Annotated in this window: 14 protein-coding genes and 1 tRNA gene; 5 read left to right on the plus strand and 10 right to left on the minus strand. The window is 66.8% G+C overall.

Features of this window, described 5'->3' with window-relative positions:
* Positions 1 to 7 precede the first annotated feature (7 nt).
* Entirely contained in the window at positions 8 to 1,000 is a 993-nt protein-coding gene (locus P0Y50_05935) for a KpsF/GutQ family sugar-phosphate isomerase (protein ID WEK41144.1), read from the minus strand.
* A gap of 174 nt (positions 1,001 to 1,174) precedes the next feature.
* On the opposite strand from P0Y50_05935, the gene otsB reads away from it, so the two are divergent.
* The 3 genes from otsB to P0Y50_05950 are packed head-to-tail and all read left to right on the plus strand — an operon-like array spanning position 1,175 to position 5,177.
* Positions 1,175 to 1,933, plus strand: a complete 759-nt coding sequence (gene otsB, locus P0Y50_05940) for a trehalose-phosphatase (GenBank protein WEK41145.1) — start codon at positions 1,175 to 1,177, stop codon at positions 1,931 to 1,933.
* A 4-nt stretch (positions 1,934 to 1,937) separates the two neighbouring features.
* Positions 1,938 to 3,722: a glycoside hydrolase family 15 protein gene (locus tag P0Y50_05945; GenBank protein ID WEK41146.1), complete on the plus strand. Its 1,785-nt coding sequence runs from the start codon at positions 1,938 to 1,940 to the stop codon at positions 3,720 to 3,722.
* A gap of 42 nt (positions 3,723 to 3,764) precedes the next feature.
* Entirely contained in the window at positions 3,765 to 5,177 is a 1,413-nt protein-coding gene (locus P0Y50_05950; GenBank protein ID WEK41147.1) for a trehalose-6-phosphate synthase, read from the plus strand.
* A 140-nt stretch (positions 5,178 to 5,317) separates the two neighbouring features.
* On the opposite strand, the gene P0Y50_05955 is transcribed toward P0Y50_05950, so the two are convergent.
* The 7 genes from P0Y50_05955 to P0Y50_05985 form a co-directional block, all read right to left on the minus strand.
* Complete coding sequence (locus tag P0Y50_05955; protein WEK41148.1) at positions 5,318 to 6,292, minus strand: esterase-like activity of phytase family protein; 975 nt, start codon at positions 6,290 to 6,292, stop codon at positions 5,318 to 5,320.
* Complete coding sequence (cobT, locus tag P0Y50_05960) at positions 6,289 to 8,172, minus strand: cobaltochelatase subunit CobT (protein WEK41149.1); 1,884 nt, start codon at positions 8,170 to 8,172, stop codon at positions 6,289 to 6,291. Before cobT ends, P0Y50_05955 begins: the two co-directional genes overlap by 4 nt.
* A 41-nt stretch (positions 8,173 to 8,213) precedes the next feature.
* Entirely contained in the window at positions 8,214 to 8,585 is a 372-nt protein-coding gene (locus P0Y50_05965) for a DUF418 domain-containing protein (GenBank protein ID WEK41150.1), read from the minus strand.
* Between the two features lie 24 nt (positions 8,586 to 8,609).
* Positions 8,610 to 9,431 (minus strand): hypothetical protein, encoded by an 822-nt coding sequence (locus tag P0Y50_05970; GenBank protein ID WEK41151.1) that lies wholly within the window; start codon positions 9,429 to 9,431, stop codon positions 8,610 to 8,612.
* Positions 9,432 to 9,506: 75 nt separating this feature from the next.
* The gene (locus tag P0Y50_05975; protein WEK41152.1) at positions 9,507 to 10,064 is read right to left on the minus strand and encodes a phthalate transporter; all 558 of its coding nucleotides are present in this window, start codon (positions 10,062 to 10,064) and stop codon (positions 9,507 to 9,509) included.
* A complete protein-coding gene (locus tag P0Y50_05980) occupies positions 10,061 to 10,942 on the minus strand; it encodes a 3-hydroxybutyryl-CoA dehydrogenase (protein ID WEK41153.1) in 882 nt (293 codons plus the stop codon). Before P0Y50_05980 ends, P0Y50_05975 begins: the two co-directional genes overlap by 4 nt.
* Positions 10,943 to 11,046: 104 nt before the next feature.
* The gene (locus tag P0Y50_05985) at positions 11,047 to 11,352 is read right to left on the minus strand and encodes a YggT family protein (GenBank protein WEK41154.1); all 306 of its coding nucleotides are present in this window, start codon (positions 11,350 to 11,352) and stop codon (positions 11,047 to 11,049) included.
* A 161-nt stretch (positions 11,353 to 11,513) separates the two neighbouring features.
* On the opposite strand from P0Y50_05985, the gene P0Y50_05990 reads away from it, so the two are divergent.
* Together P0Y50_05990 and P0Y50_05995 are read left to right on the plus strand one after the other, a co-directional pair.
* Positions 11,514 to 11,589: transfer RNA gene (locus P0Y50_05990), tRNA-Ala, on the plus strand.
* Positions 11,590 to 11,853: 264 nt separating this feature from the next.
* Entirely contained in the window at positions 11,854 to 13,164 is a 1,311-nt protein-coding gene (locus tag P0Y50_05995; protein WEK41155.1) for a site-specific integrase, read from the plus strand.
* A gap of 424 nt (positions 13,165 to 13,588) precedes the next feature.
* Here the strand turns inward: P0Y50_05995 and P0Y50_06000 are convergent, their stop codons facing one another.
* Positions 13,589 to 14,212, minus strand: a complete 624-nt coding sequence (locus P0Y50_06000) for a recombinase family protein (GenBank protein ID WEK41156.1) — start codon at positions 14,210 to 14,212, stop codon at positions 13,589 to 13,591.
* Positions 14,213 to 14,367: 155 nt separating this feature from the next.
* A complete protein-coding gene (locus P0Y50_06005) occupies positions 14,368 to 14,901 on the minus strand; it encodes a hypothetical protein (GenBank protein WEK41157.1) in 534 nt (177 codons plus the stop codon).
* Between the last annotated feature and the right edge of the window lie 98 nt (positions 14,902 to 14,999).

Below are 14,999 nucleotides of genomic sequence, written 5' to 3' on the forward strand. Positions count from 1 at the left end.
CGCATGATCAGGCGACGTAGCCGGCCTGCATCAGTTCGGCGATATGGACGATGGCCGTCGGTCGCCCGTCCTCGACCACGAACAGGTTGGCGATCTTGTTGGCCGTCAGCAGATCGACGACGTCGCTCATCCGGGCGTCGGGATCGACGGTGATCGGATTGGCGCCCATGATGTCGGACGCCTTCAGATTGTTCGTGTCGCGCTGGAAGGCGCGGCGCAGGTCGCCGTCGGTGACGATCCCGGCCAGGGCGCCCGCCTCGTCCAGCACCGCCACGGCGCCTTTGCGGCCCTCGGTGATGGCCGAGACGACCTCGCCGAAATCGGCGCTCAGCGGCACGCTGGCCGGCACGGCCGCGTTGTCGCCCATCCATTCGCGCACGCTCTGCAGGCTCATGCCCAGGGCGCCGCCCGGATGGTGCAGGCCGAAGTCCGTGGCGGTGAATTGACGCCGGTCCATCAGCACCATGGACAGGGCGTCGCCCAGCGCCAGGGTCATCAGGGTCGATGTGGTGGGCGCAAGACCGTTGGGGCAGGCCTCGGCGACGCTGGGCATGGTCAGGCAGACGGCGGCGTTTCGACCCAGGAAACTGGCCGGTCGCTGGGTGATGGCGATGACGGGTATGTTGTTGCGCTGGCAATAGATCAGCGGGTCGCGCAGTTCGCGGCTCTCGCCCGAGTTCGAAATGGCCAGAAGGGTCACGTCGGGGCGCAGCATGCCCAGGTCGCCGTGGCTCATCTCCGCCGGGTGAACGAAGAAGGCGCTGGTGCCGGTCGAGGCCAGGGTGGCGGCGATCTTGCCCCCGATGTGGCCCGACTTGCCCATGCCGGTGACCACGACATAGCCCGGACGGCTCATGATCACGTCGACGGCGCGCGCCAGCGACACGTCGATGGAGCGTTCCAGCGCCTCCAGCGCCTCAATGTTCAGCCGCACGACCTCTCGGGCGTGGTCGGTCATCGCGGCGATGTCCTGAGGGGCGGAATGGGCGATCTCGTTCATTGATACCAGCGGCCCGCAACCGGGCTCTCCTTATTGTCGAGGCGCGCGCCCCGCGACAGTTGCGCGCGACGGTGCGGCGTCTCCCTTTCAGACGACTTTGTCGGTTTCGGGTCAACCTTTGCCGCGCTGGCGCGTTGTCGTCGCTGGGGAAGTAGAAAAAGAGCCTTACGATCCATGCCGTCTCACGCCGGAGCCGCCGAACTGTTGCTTGCGCGTCCGCCTGTCGTCGCCGACGGGATTTCGCTATTTCTGGACATGGACGGGGTGCTGGCTCCGATGGCCCCGACCCCGGACGCCGTGGGGCCGGTCGCGCGCCGGACGGCGGCGCTGAAGGCCGTCGAGGCGCGCCTGGCCGGCCGCGTCGCCATCGTCAGCGGCCGCACCCTCGTCGAGATCGACCGGATTTCCGACAACGCCCTGGTGTCCGGCTCGGGAGTCCATGGACTGGAGCGTCGTCTGAAGGACGGCTCGATCCAGCGCCGCCCCGCCGATGCGGGCGTGGCCCGCGCGCTGACCGCCTTCAGGGCCTTCGCCGCCGACCGGCCCGGTGTGATCGTCGAGGACAAGGGCGTCTCGGTCGGCCTGCACTATCGTCTGGCTCCCGACGCGGCCGAGGCCGCCCGGGCGCTGGCGCGCGATCTGGCGGACCAGACCGGCCTGACCTGCCAGCCCGGCCATATGGTGCTGGAGTTAAAGACGCCCGGCGCCGACAAGGGCACGGCCGTCGCCGCCTTTATGCGCGAGGCGCCGTTCAAGGGCGCCGCGCCGGTGATGCTGGGCGACGATCTGACCGACGAATACGGGTTTGAGGCGGCGGCGGCGCTGGGCGGTTACGGCGTCCTGGTCGGCCCGGAGCGAAAGACGGCGGCGCGATACCGCCTGAACGATGTGGACGATGTCCTGACCTGGCTCGAAGCCGTTGCAAAGGCCTGAACCGATGACGCCCAATCTGGACCTGTTTCCCATCGGCAACTGCGCGGTCAGCGCCCTGATCGACCGCCAGGGGCGGTTCGTCTGGGCCTGCGCGCCCCGGGTTGACGGCGATCCCGTCTTCTCGGCCCTGATGGACGGCTCGGCGCCTGATCACGGATTCTGGTCGATCGAGCTGGACGGCATGGCCGCGATCGAACAGGCCTATGTCCGCAACACCCCGGTCCTGCGCACGGTGATGACCGCCGAGGACGGAGCCTCGTGCGAGATCATCGACTTCGCCCCGCGCCATCCGAAACATTCGCGCACCTATCGCCCGCTGGCCTTCGCGCGGATCGTGCGGCCCCTGTCCGGAACGCCGCGCATCCGCGTGCGCCTGAGGCCGTCGACCGACTGGGGGGCTCGTCCTGCGCCCCATACCTCCGGCTCCAACCATATCCGCTATCAGTGCGCCGAGGTGACGTTCCGCCTGACCACCGACTGCCCGGTGTCGCATATTCTGGAGGAGCGGGTGTTCCGGCTGGAACGGGCCCACGCCTTCTTCCTGGGGCCGGACGAGGGCTATGATCAGGACGTCGGCCACGGCGTCCAGGCGGCGCTGGACCGCACGGTGGCCTATTGGCAGGACTGGGTGCGCAAACTCTATCTGCCCCTGGACTATCAGGAGGCGGTGATCCGGGCGGCGATCACGCTGAAACTGTGCGCCTATGAAGAGACCGGCGCCATCGTCGCGGCCATGACGACCTCGGTGCCCGAATTCAAGGAAAGCGGGCGCAACTGGGACTATCGCTACTGCTGGATCCGCGACGCCTATTACACGGTGCGGGCGCTGAACCGGCTGGGCGCGGTGGACATTCTTGAGAACTATCTCGTCTATCTGAGGAATCTGGTCGACGATTCCGCCGGCGGCCACGTCCAGCCCGTCTATGGCGTGGGGCTGGAGCCGGGCATCGGAGAGAGCATCGTCGAGACGGTGCAGGGCTATCGCGGCATGAAGCCGGTGCGGATCGGCAATCAGGCGCACGAGCATCTGCAGCACGACGTATACGGACAGATCGTCCTGCCACTGGTTCAGGCCTTCTACGACCAGCGTCTGCTGCGTCCCGGCACCATCGAGGATTTCCATGCGCTGGAAAAGGTGGGCGAGCGGGCCTTCGCCATGCACGATCAGACCGACGCCGGCCTGTGGGAGTTCCGCACCATCGCGCGGGTCCACACCTATTCGTCGGTCATGTGTTGGGCCGCCTGCGACCGGCTGGCCAAGGCGGCCCAGCATCTGAACCTGCCGGATCGGGTCGAGGCGTGGCGCGAAAGGGCGCGTATCATCCGTGAGCGGATCGAAGCCGAGGCCTATCTGCCGGATGAAGGGCGGTTCGCCGCCAGCTATGGCGGGCGCGAGCTGGACGCCTCCCTGTTGCAGATGACCGATCTCGGTTTCCTGGAGGCGCACGATCCACGTCAGGTCGCCACCTTCGACGCCATCGAACGCGACCTGAAGAAGGGCGGCAACCTGTTCCGCTATGTCGAACCGGACGACTTCGGCGAGCCGGAGACCGCCTTCAACTTCTGCACCTTCTGGTTCATCGAGGCCTTGCATCAGAACGGCCGGATCGAGGAGGCGCGCGCCATCTTCGAGGAGATGTTGAATCGTCGCACCGCCGCCGGCCTGCTCAGCGAGGACATCTCCATCGAGGACGGCGAACTTTGGGGCAACTATCCCCAGACCTATTCCCTGGTCGGCATCATCAATTGTGCGGTGTTGTTGAGCCGTTCCTGGACCGACGTGCGTTGATTGTCTGGCCCCGGGGCTGGGGCCGCCGAATGAAGTGAAATCATGAGCCGACTTATCGTCGTTTCCAATCGGGTGTCCGCCCCGACCGACCCTGCCGCCGGGTCCGCCGGCGGCCTGGCCATGGCCTTGTCGGCGGCGCTGCGAAAATACGACGGACTTTGGTTCGGCTGGTCGGGTGAAACGGTCGAACACTATACCGGCGAAGTGAAGATCGAGGATCGCGCCGGCGTGACCGTCGGCCTTGTCGACCTGGAAGCTCAGGACGTCGACGAATATTACAACGGTTACGCCAACAAGACCCTGTGGCCGCTGTTCCACCACCGCATCGACCTAGCGCAGTACGAGCGGTCGTACGGCGAGGGTTACGAGCGGGTGAACCGCCGCTTCGCCGAGGTGCTGGCGCCTCTGATCCAGCCGGACGACATCATCTGGGTCCACGATTATCACATGATCCCGATGGCGCGGGACCTGCGCCGTCTGGGGATCAGGAACCGGATCGGCTTCTTCCTGCACACGCCCTGGCCCGCGCGTCAGCTGCTGGTGACCCTGCCGCATCACCGGCGGCTGGTGGAGTCCATGTTCGACTTCGACCTGATCGGTTTTCACACCCGCGAATGGTGCGACCTGTTCACCGACTATGTGGTCTCGGAGGCGCAAGGCGAGCTGTTCGGTCACGGGGGGCTGGAGTGTTTCGGCCGCCGCGTCCAGACGGGCGTCTTCCCCATCGGCATCGATGTCGACGGTTTCCTGGCGGCGCGGAACTCGACCCTGGGCGCCCGAACCTATGACCGGATGTCGGCGTCCGCGGCGTTCCGGTCCATGATCGTGGGGGTGGACCGGCTGGACTATTCCAAGGGTCTGGAAGAGCGGCTGCTGGGCTATGAGCAGTTCCTGCACGACAACCCCGCGATGCGGGACAAGGTTTTCCTGCTGCAGGTCACGCCGATCTCGCGCGACGACGTGGACAGCTATCAGGACATCCGCTCGCGGCTGGACGCCCTGGCCGGGCGGATCAACGGCGCCTTCGCCGACATGGACTGGCAGCCGATCCGCTATCTGAACCGCACCTATCGCCGCGATCAGTTGGCCGGCATCTATCGCGCCGCGCGGGTCGGGCTGGTGACGCCGTTGCGCGACGGCATGAACCTGGTGGCCAAGGAATATGTGGCGGCCCAGAACCCGGAGGATCCCGGCGTCCTGATCCTGTCGCGCTTCGCCGGGGCGGCCGAACAGATGGGGGAGGCCCTGCTGGTCAATCCCTACAGCCGCGAGGAGCTGTCGGACGCCATCCAGAAGGCCCTGACCATGCCCCAGGCCGAGCGTATTCGCAAATGGCAGGCCCTGATGGATGTGGTGCGCGCCACCGATGTCGGCATCTGGCGCGACGATTTCGTGCGGGCGCTGCGCGCCGACGAGACGACGGCCCAGCCGACCCAGTGGGCGGGGGCGGCCTAGACGAATTTCGCGATCCCTCCGCCGTCATCCTCGGGCTCGACCCGAGGATCGGGGGCGGGTTGGGCATTGTCTTGAACGGCGACGCAAAGCGGCGGAACGTCCGGCCCTCGGGTCGAGCCCGAGGGTGACGAGGGGAGAATTTATCGCACGTCGAAGGCCAGCATCAGGGTGCGCTGGACCGGGCTGAAATTGTCGTCCGACAGGATGTAGATCCGCATCGCCCCGTTGCGGCGCTCGGCGGCGATCCCCTCGAAATTGTCGGTCGTGCCGGGCAGTTTCAGTTCGATCAGAACCGGCCCCAGCGTTCCGTCCGCCGCCATGCGGCGCACATGGGCGCGGGCGTCGATAGGGGCGCGATAGCGGCGCTGGACGATGAACCATCCGTCAGCGGACGGATCGCGGTCGATTCCGGTGATGCGGTATTCGCTGTCGGGGATCGGCGTGGCGGGCGCGGGCGTGACGACGGTGCAGCGCGCGGGCGTGCAGTCCCACACCCCGCCGGCCTCCCCGCCCACGCGCCAGCCGTTCGGTCCGGCCGCCAGCCCCTCCATCCCGTCGTTCTCGGTGAAGGGAAAGTCGGGCGAGCGCATCGGCGTCGGCCGGTCGGTCAGGGCGTTCAGCGGTCCATAGTTCCAGATGCGGTGACGCCGTTCGAAACTGACCAGCAGATCGCCGGACGCGGTCAGGGCCAGACCCTCGGCGTCGCCATCCTGCTTGTCGGAAATGGGTCGCCCGTCCGCCAGCGTCAGCCGCCGCGTGCGGAAATGATCCAGGCCGATCAGACGCCCGCGTGCGTCCAGGCGGATGTCGCCGCGCACCAGATCGCCGACGTCCGAGACGGTGACAAAGCCGCCGTCTCCGGTCAGCTTCAGGTCCGACAGACTGTGCAGGGTCGACGTCGGCGCCGACAGGATGTTCAGTCCGCCTACGAAGTGCACGCCCTGCGCCAGCACCGCGCCGCCGGGCAGCCCCAGGCCCACGCTGCGCAGTTCCGCCACGGCCGGGGTCCAGCCGTCCTGCGACAGCGGATAGGGTCGCGGCGCGCCCAGCGATGCGGCGCAGGCGGTCAGGGACAGGGCGGCCCACAGGACCGCCAGGCGGCGAAACCGGCTCATGCCGTGATTCTGCGCCTCGATCGGCGCGCGGGCGCGGCGGCGCCCTCGTTCTCGAACAGTTCGGCCAGTTTTTCGGTCATGGCCCCGGCCAGCTGCTCAACATCGACGATGGTCAGGGCCTTGCGATACCAGCGGGTCACGTCGTGGCCGATGCCGATGGCCAGAAGCTCGACCGGCGAACGGTCCTCGATCTCGGCGATGACCTGACGCAGGTGCTTGTCCAGATACAGGGCGGCATTGGCCGATTGAGTCGAATCATCGACCGGCGAACCATCGGAAATCACCATCAGGATGCGGCGCTGCTCGGTGCGCGCCAACAGGCGGCCGTGCGCCCATTGCAGGGCCTCGCCGTCGATATTCTCCTTCAGCAGCCCCTCGCGCATCATCAGGCCCAGGTTCTTCTTGGCCCGGCGCCAGGGCGCGTCGGCGGCCTTGTAGATGATGTGGCGCAGGTCGTTCAGGCGGCCCGGATTCTGCGGCTTGCCGGCGGTGATCCAGGCCTCGCGGCTCTGGCCGCCCTTCCAGGCGCGGGTGGTGAAGCCCAGGATCTCGACCTTGACCCCGCACCGCTCCAGCGTCCGCGCCAGGATGTCGGCGCAGACCGCCGCCACCATGATCGGCCGCCCGCGCATGGAGCCGGAGTTGTCCAGCAGCAGGGTGACGACCGTGTCGCGGAACGGGCTCTCGCTTTCGGCCTTGAACGACAGGGGGGCGGTCGGATCGGTGACGATCCGGGTCAGGCGGGCGGTGTCCAGCATCCCCTCTTCCAGATCGAAGACCCAGGAGCGGTTCTGCTGAGCCAACAGGCGCCGCTGCAGCTTGTTGGCCAGGCGCGACACCACGCTGGACAGGATGGCCAGCTGGCCGTCCAGCAGGGCGCGCAGCCGATCCAGCTCGACCGGATCGCACAGGTCGGCGGCGTCGATCACCTCGTCGAAGGCGGTGGTGAAGACACGGTAGATGTCCACGGCCCGACCGTCGTCGGCCGTCTGCTGACGGTTCGGCTGCTGGCCTTCCTGAAGCTCGGGGCCGTCGTCGGCGCCTTCGCCTTGCGGATCGGCGGGGGCGCCGTCCGGGCGGCTTTCGCGTTCTTCGTCGGAGGACTGATCGTCGGCGTCGCCCTCCATCGACTGGGAGCCTTCGCCGCCGTCCTCTTCCTCCTCCTGATCCTGATCGTCGTCGGAGGCGGGGTCCTGAGGGTCCGGCTCCTCGTCGCCGGGGTCTTCGGAGGCGTCCTCGCCGCGTCCGTCGCCGGGGTCCAGGTCCAGGGCGCGCAGCACCTCGTGCATCTTGCGGGCGAAGGCTTCCTGATCGCCGGCGGTTCCGGCCAGGGCGTCCAGCCGGGCGCCGGCCTTGGCCTCGATATTGGCGCGCACCAGATCCAGCATGGCCTTGGCGCCACCCGGCGCGGGCCGCCCGGTCAGCCGCTCGCGCACCAGCAGGGCCACCGCCTCCGACACCGGCACGCGCTCGGCCTCGTTGATCCGCAGGGCGCCGGTCTTTTCCAGCCGCGTCACCAGGGCGGCCCCCAGATTGTCGCGCACCCCGGCCAGGTGCTCCGAACCGAACGCCTCGACCCGCGCCTGTTCGACCGCATCGAAGACCTCGGCCGCCTTGGCGTCGGCGGGGCGCATCCGGCCGTCCAGCGCCGGATCGTGGTTGGCCAGACGCAGGGCAAGTCGATCCGCCTGACCGCGCAGGGCCGCGCTCTCTGGCCCGGATGGATCGCGCGGCGGGTGGGGCAGGGTCAGCACGCCGTTCGACAGGCGCGGCCCGTCCGATCCGAAGGCGACCTCCAGCTCAGGCTGTTCGGCCAGGGCCCGCGCGGCGTGGCCCAGCGCGCGCTTGAAGGTTTCGGCGGGGGTGTCCGTGGCGGCCATGCCCCTCAGTTAGTCGGTTCGCGCCTGCGATAAAAGCGTCGTCAGGCCGGTTTTCGCATCGGCAGCCGCCGCCCATAGGTCAGGCAGCGCCACAGCCATTCGGCCGGCCCCATGGCGAAGCGCGACAGCCACAGCGGCGACCAGATCAGCTGCAACGCCCACACCCCGACCACGACGGCCCACAGCATCGGTCGATCTATCTGGCCCATCAGCCCCAGCCCCCGCCCGCCCCAGAACAGGCTGGTCATGATGATCGACTGGGCCAGATAGTTGCTGAGCGCCATCCGGCCCGCGGCCGCCAGCGGCCTCAACACGCCCGCACGTCCGGCCTTCCAGATCAGGATCAGCACGGAGGCGTAGCCCAGGCCGATCAAGGGATTGAGCAACCCCTCGATCCCGGCTGTCCACATCATCCGGGCATGGGCCATGTCGTCGAGCTAGGTCAGACCGCAGACGACCGCCAGTGCCGCGGCGCCCGCCGCCGTCACGCCGCGATACAGGCGCGCGGACAGCGCCCCGCTCAAGAAACCCGTCTTGAACAGGCCCAGGCCGATCATCATCAAACCGACGGTCGGGAAGACGAAGACCATCAGGCTGGACAGCTGCAGCTCCACCCAGGCGCTGAAGTTCTGGCGATAGGCGCCGGCCAGCGACCCCGCCGCCTCGGCGATGTCGGCCCGCACCTGGGCGATCTGGGCGGCGGTCGGGGTCAGTTCGGCGGCGATGCGCGCTTGTACGTCGGGCGGCGCGAAATACAGGCTCAGCGGCCCGACGATCTGGACCAGCGAGAACAGCCCGAACAGCACGAGCCCGACGCGGAACAGCATAACCGTCCGCCACGACCGCGCTAGCATCACGAACAGGCCCGACCAGGCGTAGAGCAGCAGCACGTCGCCCCACCAGATCGCCAGCCCGTGGACCAGGGCGATGACCGTCAGCCAGGCCAGCCGACGCCGCACCCGCCGTCCGCGCTGGGCATCGGACCGCTCTCCCCCGACCAGGAACAGCGAGGCCCCGAACAGCATCGAAAAAAGGGCGATGAATTTCTGATGGAAAAAGGCGTCCACAACCCACTGGGCCGCCGCCGACGCGCCCGTGTCGGGAAAGGGCCACAGGCCGGAACCGCCATAGGCCGACAGGGTGGCGGCGAACCCGCCCGCGTTGACCGCCAATATGCCCAGAACCGCCAGGCCGCGCACCAGATCCAGCGTGGCGATGCGTTCAACGACCGGCGCGGCGGGCGTGTCTGGCTGCAGCATCCTCAACGCCCCCGATGGTCGGTCGGGCCAGAGTTCCGCATCCGGCACGTCGGCGTCAATCCCCGACGCGCGTCCTCAGCTCCTGGGCATCAGGCCCAGACGATCCTTCACGGCCGGCTTGGCCTCGAAGGCGATGAAGGCGGCGCACAGACCGGCCCACAGGGCGTAGCTGACGCCCACCACCATGGCGAGGGGCAGGCCGCCGACGCCGAAGATCAGCAGCGTCGTCTCCGTCGCCCCCAGCGCCTGCATGACGTCGGTCGCCTCGAACCAGCCCATCACGCTCATGCCCAGGGCGACGACGACCTGCACCAGGGCCGCCGCCATGCCGCCGTACAGCATGAAGCGCCACACCACGCCCAGCCGCGTGCCGGGCCGCCCATCGCGCCGCCGCTCGGTCAGGATGCGATACAGCGCCAGCGGAACCGCGATCAGTCCGATCAACAGCACCACCAGCCGCCAGTCCGTGTCGCGCCCCGGCATGACCGCATGGGGCCGCCAGACCAGCAGGGTCAGCCACAGCGGCGGCCAGGCCGCGCCCGCCAGACAGGCCAGAACGGGATACAGCGGCGCCGGGCGCGCCGCGATGGTCGTCTGACCGGGCAGGTCGGAATAGGTCTCGAACCGGCTCATCGCGTCGGCGCCGGCGTGGGGCCGGAATAGTCGTAGAAGCCGCGTCCGCTCTTTCGGCCCAGCCAACCGGCCTCGACATATTTCACCAGCAGCGGACAGGGCCGGTATTTGCTGTCGGCCAGGCCATCATACAGCACGTTCATGATGGCCAGGACGACGTCCAGCCCCATGAAGTCCGCCAGCTCCAGCGGTCCCATCGGATGGTTGGCCCCCAGACGCAGGGCCTTGTCGATGGAGGCGACGTTGCCGACCCCTTCGTACAGGGCGAAGATCGCCTCGTTCATCATCGGCACCAGGATGCGGTTGACGATGAAGGCGGGGAAGTCCTCGGCGTCGGTCGTGGTCTTGCCCAGGCTTTCGGCGAAGGCGACGGCGGCGGAATGGGTTTCGGCCGAGGTGGCGATGCCGCGCACGATCTCGACCAGTTTCATGATCGGCGCCGGCTTCATGAAATGCAGGCCCACGAACCGGTCCGGCCGGTCCGTCGCGGACGCCAGACGAGTGATCGAAATGGACGAGGTGTTGGACGCGATCAGCGTCTGCGGCCCCAGGTGCGGCAGGACTTCGGCGTAAACGGCCTTCTTGACCGCCTCGTCCTCCAGCGTGGCCTCGATCACCAGATCAGCGCCGGCCACCGCCTCGGCGATCCCGGCCGCCGGCGTGATGCGGGCCAGGGCGGCGTCGGCGGCCGCCTGGTCGACCAGGCCGCGCCCCGCCTGCCTGGCCAGACTGGCGGCGATCTCGCCCTGGGCCATCGGCAGGCGGTCGGCGACGATGTCGTACAGCCGCACCGAATAGCCTCCCAGCGCGACGGCCTGGGCGATGCCTGCGCCCATCTGTCCGGCGCCCAGAATGGCGACTGTGGAAATCGTGCTCATGAACCCTGGTCGATAGTGGTCGGGCGGGCACCTTTAGGAAGGACGGCGCGCGGCGCAAGAGCGGATCGGCGCCCGAGGACCAGATTCCCGCCGGCCGTGTCGCCTCAGCCCAGCAGCTGGATCAGCGCCGGCGCCGCCGTGCGGTTGAACAGCACGCCGATGAACTGCAACAGCAGGATGACCACGATGGGCGAGATGTCGATGCCGCCCAGGTTGGGAATGATGCGGCGGAACGGCTCCAGCAGCGGGGCGGTGACCCGGTCCAGGAAGGTCCCCACCGAATAGACGAAGCGGTTTCGATAGTTGACGACGTCGAACGCCACCAGCCAGCTCAGTATGGCCTGGGCGATGATGAACCAGATCATCAGACTGATGATGGTGTTGATCAACCAGACGATCGCGTAGCCCATGAACCCTGCCTCTATAGCCGAACGGCGCTTCTAGCGGTTCGCCCCCCGCCCGACAACGGCCGTGTCGCGCCTGCGCCGATTGCGCGCACAAGCCCGTTGACACCGCGCCCGCCCGCCTTCTATGTCCGCCTCGCCTGTGAAACCCGATCCAGCGCCGGAACGGGGCCGTAGCTCAGTTGGTAGAGCGCGTCGTTCGCAATGACGAGGTCAGGGGTTCGACTCCCCTCGGCTCCACCAAATCCTTGCAGAGCAAGGGTTTGGACGGAAACAGGCGATAAATCTGACACCACGCTGCTACACACGGTCCCACAGCGACCGTCGAGAAAGCGTTCCCCTACAGTCAGTTCGCCGTCCCGAGGCTGTAGCACCACCTCATCACACACACCGTCCAAACGGCCCCTTCAACCGTCTCCTCGGTCACCTGATGCTCGGCGTCGGCAATCGTCTGGCCTGATCGTTCGGGGATCGACCTACTACCTTCGACTTCGTGTTCCGCGCTCCTTGGCCGGGATCATCGGCAAGACGGAGGTCATGAAATCTCTCGGCACCGGCTATCGGTCTGATGCCGTCCGCAAAGCTCGGATCGTCGCAGCGGCGTTCGAGCAGGAGTGGCGGGACATCGAGACTCACGGTGTTCGGCCTGTCATTGCCAAGCCGTCCAAGCGACCGAAGCCCGTGCCGCCGCCTTCTGCGTCACCAGCGGACAAGACGCTTCGCCAAGCGTTCGAACTGTTTCGAACCGACCCCTCGAAGCACCGCTCTCGAAAGACTGACCTCCACTATCTCAACCTCATCGAACTGACTGTCGGCCTCTGGGGTGAAAGCCGCACGATCCGCTCCATCGACCGGGAGGCGTCACGCGAGCTTCTCGATGTGCTCCTGTGGTTGCCCGCGAACGCCGAGAAGAAGTTCCCGAAGCTGTCGCCTCTCGCGGCTTCGAGGATGGCGAAAGAGAAGGGCCTGACCGGGCGGCTCTCGCCCGCCTCGGTTAACGGCTACATGTGCAAGTTCCGGTCGGTGATGAACTTCTGCCAGAATGAGGGCTGGATCGAACGGAACCCAGCCAAGGGGCTTCAGGTCATCGACCGGGTGAGACGGCGGGATAAACGCCTACCATTTTCCGCCGAACAGCTACGCCTGATCTTCGATGCGCCGATCTACCGAGGCTGCGTTGACGATTGGGCCGGATACTCCACACCCGGCTACGCGCACCCGCGTCGTGGGCGGTTTTGGGTGCCCCTCATCGCCCTCTTCTCGGGCATGAGGATGAACGAAATTTGCCAGCTACACGTCGCGGACATCCACCGACTCGACGACGTGGACTGCTTCTTCGTGACGGAAGGACCGTCTGACGCCGACAGCGGGAAACGCCTGAAGACAGCGGCCAGCGAACGGTTCATCCCTATCCACCCCCAACTGGTCGAGATCGGGTTCTTGTCCTTCGTGGAGCAGAGGCGAACGGCTGGCGCCGTGCGCCTATTTTCCGAACTCCAGAAGTCCAGCACCGGCTACTACAGCGACCCGTTCAGCAAGTGGTTCAGACGGTTCCTTGAGCGCGCTGGGGCGTCTCGTGAGAAGACCTGCTTTCACTCTTTCAGACACTGCTACCGGGACGCCCTGCGCGAGGCCCGGATCGAGCATGAGGTCGCCCTCGCACTCGGAGGTTGGTCTTCGGGCAACGGCAGCGAAGGGGGTGAAACCGCCGCTGCCTACGGCCGAGGCTACCGCGCGCAGACGCTCTATGACGCGATGGGTCGGATCGCCTACCCCGACCTCGACCTCTCGCATCTGATCCCGAACGAGACGCTATGACCTGATCGTCCCCGCTGCGCGTGAACGAACACGAAGTCGAAGGTAGTAGGTCGATCCCCGAACGATCAGGCCAGACGATTGCCGACGCCGAGCATCAGGTGACCGAGGAGACGGTTGAAGGGGCCGTTTGGACGGTGTGTGTGATGAGGTGGTGCTACAGCCTCGGGACGGCGAACTGACTGTAGGGGAACGCTTTCTCGACGGTCGCTGTGGGACCGTGTGTAGCAGCGTGGTGTCAGATTTATCGCCTGTTTCCGTCCAAACCCTTGCTCTGCAAGGATTTGGTGGAGCCGAGGGGACGACCTTTGGGTCGGTTTCGTCGGTCATGGAGGTGCTCTGCGACTCGGGAGTTCGAGGCGGCAGGAGAGTCTGATGTCAGGCAGGGGTCAACGTCTTCCACGGCCCTCTATGACCGCCCCTGACGTCAGGAGGCAACGCTCTCCAGACGATCTTCCTCGACCGTGAGCATGGCGCGTTTGATGCGCTGGACCGAGGCCGTGGAGGTGCCGGTCGCCTTCGCTACCGCCCGGATGCTCTGACCGTCCTTCAGGGCCTTCTCGACCCCCGCCACACGGTCGGGCGACAAACTGGGCCGACCGAACGCGACGCCCTTGGCACGAGCGCGAGCGAGGCCCGCTCGGACCCTGCCCCTGACCAGTTCGCGCTCGAATTCGGAAAACACCGCCAGCATCTGGAAGAGCATGCGCCCCGAGGGCGTCGAGGTATCGACCGACTGCTGGTGAAGGTAGAGGTCGCAGCCCCGAGCTTGGATGTCGCCGAGGAAGGCCACCAGATCGGTCAGGGAGCGTCCCAGACGGTCAACGGCGTATGCGGCCACGATGTCCACCTCTCGACGATGGACGGCCTTCAGAAGGGCGTCGTAGCCCGGCCGTTGATCCCGCCCCTTCGCGCCGCTGATACCGGCATCCTCGAACACCCTGACGATGGTCCAGCCGGATCGCTCGGCCACCTCGGTCAGGATGCGGAGTTGGTTCTCGGTCGTCTGCTGATCGGTCGAGACCCGAAGATAGATGCCAGCGCGCTTCATCGACCAGAAGGTCTCACGGATCGGCGGGGCGTCAATCAGATGTGGTTTTCGCGGGTATCTTTCAGCACGGCTGAAACGGGTTCTGCGTGGCCCGGATTTGCTGGGGCCAGAAGGGCGAATTTCGGAGGGGTTTTTGGAACACCCCAACCCTGCTTTTAGAAGCCCTCGGACACACCCTTCCGGTAATCCTCGATTTCCTTGATCTGGGTCTGGTTCTTCATCTTGGAATCTACCTTCACCCCGAGTTTGTCGAGGAAGGCGAGGGCGTTGTCGCGCTTCACAGGATCGACCGGCGGCGGCGGCGGCGGTGCGGGAGGCCAAGGTTTGGAGCCGAGCAATCGTTGCCCGTGGTCCATGACCTTGCCTGTCCGCAGGTGCTCCTCGACCCATGCCCGTGGGTAGAGCGCGATGTGTCCATGCCCCTTGTTGAAGAAGGGGGGACTGGCGTCAGGGTTTTTCTCGATCCAGCCCGTTGTCGTCGGCGGGTCCATCATCGCGGCGACGTCCTCGCGAGTCAGGATGTCCCTAACCGGCATGCCCAGCCGAGCGGCTAACTCCTGCTTCGCCTGATCCTTTTTCGACGCTCTGGCCAATGCTGCCTCCAAATCTGTCGAAAGAAGCGGTGGCAGATCGGTCGTTAAGATCGGCAGAATCGTCGCCGCGATCCTGCCGCTGGCGGCAGATCGCACACCCTCGAAAGCAGGTCAGCAGCCTCATGAGCACTCTGGCGGCAGATCGGCGTCTGGCCATCACCACCATGTCGATTCTGCCGCCAGCACGCAGCTAT

The organism is Candidatus Brevundimonas colombiensis (genome assembly GCA_029202665.1).
Classification (GTDB): domain Bacteria; phylum Pseudomonadota; class Alphaproteobacteria; order Caulobacterales; family Caulobacteraceae; genus Brevundimonas; species Brevundimonas colombiensis.

Bases quoted from the DNA above. Each gene is read 5' to 3' on its own strand.
- P0Y50_05950 (WEK41147.1), top strand. From the start codon at position 3,765: ATGAGCCGACTTATCGTCGTTTCCAATCGGGTGTCCGCCCCGACCGAC.
- P0Y50_05945 (WEK41146.1), top strand. From the start codon at position 1,938: ATGACGCCCAATCTGGACCTGTTTCCCATCGGCAACTGCGCGGTCAGC.
- P0Y50_05965 (WEK41150.1), bottom strand. From the start codon at position 8,585: ATGATGTGGACAGCCGGGATCGAGGGGTTGCTCAATCCCTTGATCGGC.
- P0Y50_05955 (WEK41148.1), bottom strand. From the start codon at position 6,292: ATGAGCCGGTTTCGCCGCCTGGCGGTCCTGTGGGCCGCCCTGTCCCTG.
- P0Y50_06000 (WEK41156.1), bottom strand. From the start codon at position 14,212: ATGAAGCGCGCTGGCATCTATCTTCGGGTCTCGACCGATCAGCAGACG.
- cobT (WEK41149.1), bottom strand. From the start codon at position 8,172: ATGGCCGCCACGGACACCCCCGCCGAAACCTTCAAGCGCGCGCTGGGC.
- P0Y50_05985 (WEK41154.1), bottom strand. From the start codon at position 11,352: ATGGGCTACGCGATCGTCTGGTTGATCAACACCATCATCAGTCTGATG.
- P0Y50_05975 (WEK41152.1), bottom strand. From the start codon at position 10,064: ATGAGCCGGTTCGAGACCTATTCCGACCTGCCCGGTCAGACGACCATC.
- P0Y50_05980 (WEK41153.1), bottom strand. From the start codon at position 10,942: ATGAGCACGATTTCCACAGTCGCCATTCTGGGCGCCGGACAGATGGGC.
- otsB (WEK41145.1), top strand. From the start codon at position 1,175: ATGCCGTCTCACGCCGGAGCCGCCGAACTGTTGCTTGCGCGTCCGCCT.
- P0Y50_05970 (WEK41151.1), bottom strand. From the start codon at position 9,431: ATGCTGCAGCCAGACACGCCCGCCGCGCCGGTCGTTGAACGCATCGCC.
- P0Y50_05935 (WEK41144.1), bottom strand. From the start codon at position 1,000: ATGAACGAGATCGCCCATTCCGCCCCTCAGGACATCGCCGCGATGACC.